Source organism: Vibrio sp. V43_P6S15P86, from assembly GCF_009904725.1.
GTDB lineage: Bacteria > Pseudomonadota > Gammaproteobacteria > Enterobacterales > Vibrionaceae > Vibrio > Vibrio diabolicus.
Genome location: NZ_WXWT01000166.1, coordinates 1 through 2407, shown reverse-complemented (window position 1 = coordinate 2407; position 2407 = coordinate 1). Strand labels below are relative to the sequence as shown.

Sequence of the window (2407 nt, the reverse complement as noted above, 5' to 3'; positions counted from 1 at the left end):
ATATATTACTCTGCCATGTAGTTTTCAGGCATCTCGATACGAGCAACACCTGAATCAACTGCCGCCTGAGCCACAGCTTTTGCAACACGTGGTAGTAAACGTGAATCCATTGGTTTTGGAATGATGTAGTCTGCACCAAACTCAAGCTTATCGACGCCTGCGGCCTTCAATACAGTTTCAGGTACAGGCTCTTTTGCTAGCTCACGAATCGCCTCAACGGCTGCAAGTTTCATTTCATCATTGATTTCACTTGCGCGCACATCAAGAGCACCACGGAAGATGAATGGGAAACACAATACGTTGTTTACTTGGTTCGGGTAATCACTACGGCCAGTCCCCATGATCAAATCATCACGAACAGCGTGGGCAAGTTCCGGCTTAATTTCAGGATCTGGATTCGAACATGCAAATACGATTGGCTTATCTGCCATCAGCTTCAACGCTTCCGCTGGCAATAGGTTTGGACCAGATACACCTAGGAACAGATCCGCGCCTTCAATCACGTCTTCTAATGTGCGTTTGTCCGTGTTGTTTGCGAATAGCTGCTTGTATTCATTAAGATCATCACGACGAGTGTGGATCACACCTTTACGATCCAGCATGTAAATTTTTTCGCGCATTGCACCACATTTAATCAGCAGCTCCATACACGCAACGGCTGCAGCGCCAGCGCCAAGACAAACGATCGTTGAGTCTTCAAGCTTCTTACCTTGAAGTTCGATCGCGTTCAGCATGCCTGCCGCTGTTACAATCGCAGTACCGTGCTGATCATCGTGGAATACTGGTACATCACAACGCTCAATTAGACGCTTTTCAATCTCAAAACAATCTGGTGCTTTAATATCTTCAAGGTTGATACCACCAAAAGTGTCTGCAATGCTTGCAACAGTATCAACAAATTCATCGATCGTGCGGTGCTTAACTTCAATATCAATCGAGTCAAGGCCAGCAAAACGTTTAAACAGTAACGCTTTACCTTCCATCACAGGCTTAGATGCAAGTGGACCTAGGTTACCTAGACCTAGAATAGCGGTACCGTTAGAAATAACAGCAACCATGTTCCCTTTTGCAGTGTACTTGTACACGTTATCCGGGTTTTGTGCGATTTCACGCACTGGCTCAGCAACACCAGGGCTGTAAGCAAGGGCAAGATCACCCGCCGTTTCCGCAGGCTTTGTCAGTTCGACAGCAATCTTTCCTGGAGTTGGATAAGCATGGTAATCCAATGCTTTTTGGCGATGTTCTTCTTCTGGAGTGGCTGCTTGGCGATTGTCTTCAGACATGGACGTTTCTCTTTTTTATTTTTAGGTAAGGGGGCATAAATTCTATCGGATAGAAATCAAACTTCATAGGCAAGATTGCGAGCAATATCCTTAAAAAGCCGATAATAAAAGAGATTAGACCAGATAGCGGGGATAAGCACCTGATTTTCGAGTCAGGTGCTCTTTTCTTCTTACAATTGAAGTGCGCAAAATCCTGGACGTTATTACTCTTCGTCTACGTATTGCGCTTGGAGGTAGTTCTCAATGCCAGACATTTCAATCAAGCCAAGTTGCGTCTCTAGCCAGTCAACATGTTCTTCCTCATCTTCAAGAATATCTTGAAACAGATCGCGAGACACATAGTCTCGAATGTCTTCAGCATAGGCAATCGCATCTTTTAAATCTGGAATGGCGGCCATTTCAAGCTTTAAGTCACACTCGAGCATTTCTTTAGTGTCTTCACCTATCATCAACTTGCCTAAATCTTGTAGATTCGGTAAGCCCTCCAGAAACAAAATACGCTCAATCAGATGATCGGCATGTTTCATCTCATCGATAGATTCGTGATATTCCTTATCTGCTAGGTGCTTTAACCCCCAGTCCTTATACATTCGAGCATGAAGAAAATACTGATTAATAGCGATGAGCTCATTTCCGAGCACTTTATTGAGATGTTGGATGATGATTGGATCGCCTTTCATGACAAAAACCTCCTCTTTAGCTTCATTTAAATGTAGAAGCAAATGAGAAGGTGTCAAAACGCTAGGCAAATAATTACTTAATTACTGCATGCTCACAGTAATTAGCTAGCTTGTTTGAATACCGTGTAACTGGTTTCCGCTAAAATATCCTTGGCCTGTCTGATGCACTTACCACATTGGCTACCCAATGCTGTGCATTTTTTGATTCCTTTAATATCCGTTACGCCTTCATCTATCGCCAACTTCCTAATTTTCTTGTCGGAGACCCCATGGCAAAGACAAACGTACATACTCAAAAACCTATTAAATTAACCTGTGGCAACCAATATAAACAAGAATAGTTCTTGTTACCAGTCGCATTGATAGGCCTGTTCAGAATATTTTGTTATATAGATTTGGTGACAGTTGGCAAAGATCAGAGGGTTAGGTGTTACGACTAAAGGT

The 2407-nt window shown here is 43.2% G+C and carries 3 protein-coding genes; all 3 read right to left on the bottom strand.

Annotated features, from left to right (window positions below; genetic code table 11):
- Positions 1–5: 5 nt before the first annotated feature.
- Positions 6–1283: a malic enzyme-like NAD(P)-binding protein gene (locus tag CAG69_RS07410; protein ID WP_006742766.1), complete on the bottom strand. Its 1278-nt coding sequence runs from the start codon at positions 1281–1283 to the stop codon at positions 6–8.
- A gap of 203 nt (positions 1284–1486) precedes the next feature.
- Positions 1487–1963, bottom strand: coding sequence for a bacterioferritin (gene bfr, locus CAG69_RS07405; protein ID WP_005395745.1), 477 nt, complete (start codon positions 1961–1963; stop codon positions 1487–1489).
- Between the two features lie 101 nt (positions 1964–2064).
- Positions 2065–2253, bottom strand: coding sequence for a (2Fe-2S)-binding protein (locus tag CAG69_RS07400; protein ID WP_031780493.1), 189 nt, complete (start codon positions 2251–2253; stop codon positions 2065–2067).
- Positions 2254–2407 lie beyond the last annotated feature (154 nt).

What these genes read in the sequence shown, in the direction of transcription:
- CAG69_RS07410 (WP_006742766.1), bottom strand. Translation starts at nt 1,283, where the DNA reads ATGTCTGAAGACAATCGCCAAGCAGCCACTCCAGAAGAAGAACATCGC.
- bfr (WP_005395745.1), bottom strand. Translation starts at nt 1,963, where the DNA reads ATGAAAGGCGATCCAATCATCATCCAACATCTCAATAAAGTGCTCGGA.
- CAG69_RS07400 (WP_031780493.1), bottom strand. Translation starts at nt 2,253, where the DNA reads ATGTACGTTTGTCTTTGCCATGGGGTCTCCGACAAGAAAATTAGGAAG.